The following is a 252-nucleotide window of genomic DNA, read 5'->3' on the forward strand; positions in this document are numbered from 1 at the left end:
GCCATGTGTAGTATTACTACTCATTAGCCCGCCTGTTTTGAAATTTTGATGCAGGCGATTGGTTTCCATTGCTTTTCTGCCGAAACCGCCCGTCTTTTACGGCATCCGGCGGCGCCGGCACAAGGCCTTCCTCAACGAGAGATAAAACGATGAGTACACAAACAAATTTTGATTTGGTGTTGTTCGGCGCGACCGGCGATTTGGCAATGCGTAAGCTGCTGCCTTGTCTGTATCAGGCGCACGTTGCAGGGT

Annotated in this window: 1 protein-coding gene; it reads left to right on the plus strand. The window is 50.8% G+C overall.

Annotation, left to right across the window (positions count from 1 at the left end; all coding sequences use genetic code 11):
• Nucleotides 1-149: 149 nt before the first annotated feature.
• On the plus strand, nt 150-252 hold a 103-nt coding region (locus ACTHS3_RS18235; protein ID WP_440368832.1), incomplete at its 3' end, for a hypothetical protein.

This window comes from Neisseria sp. P0009.S007, from assembly GCF_051962515.1.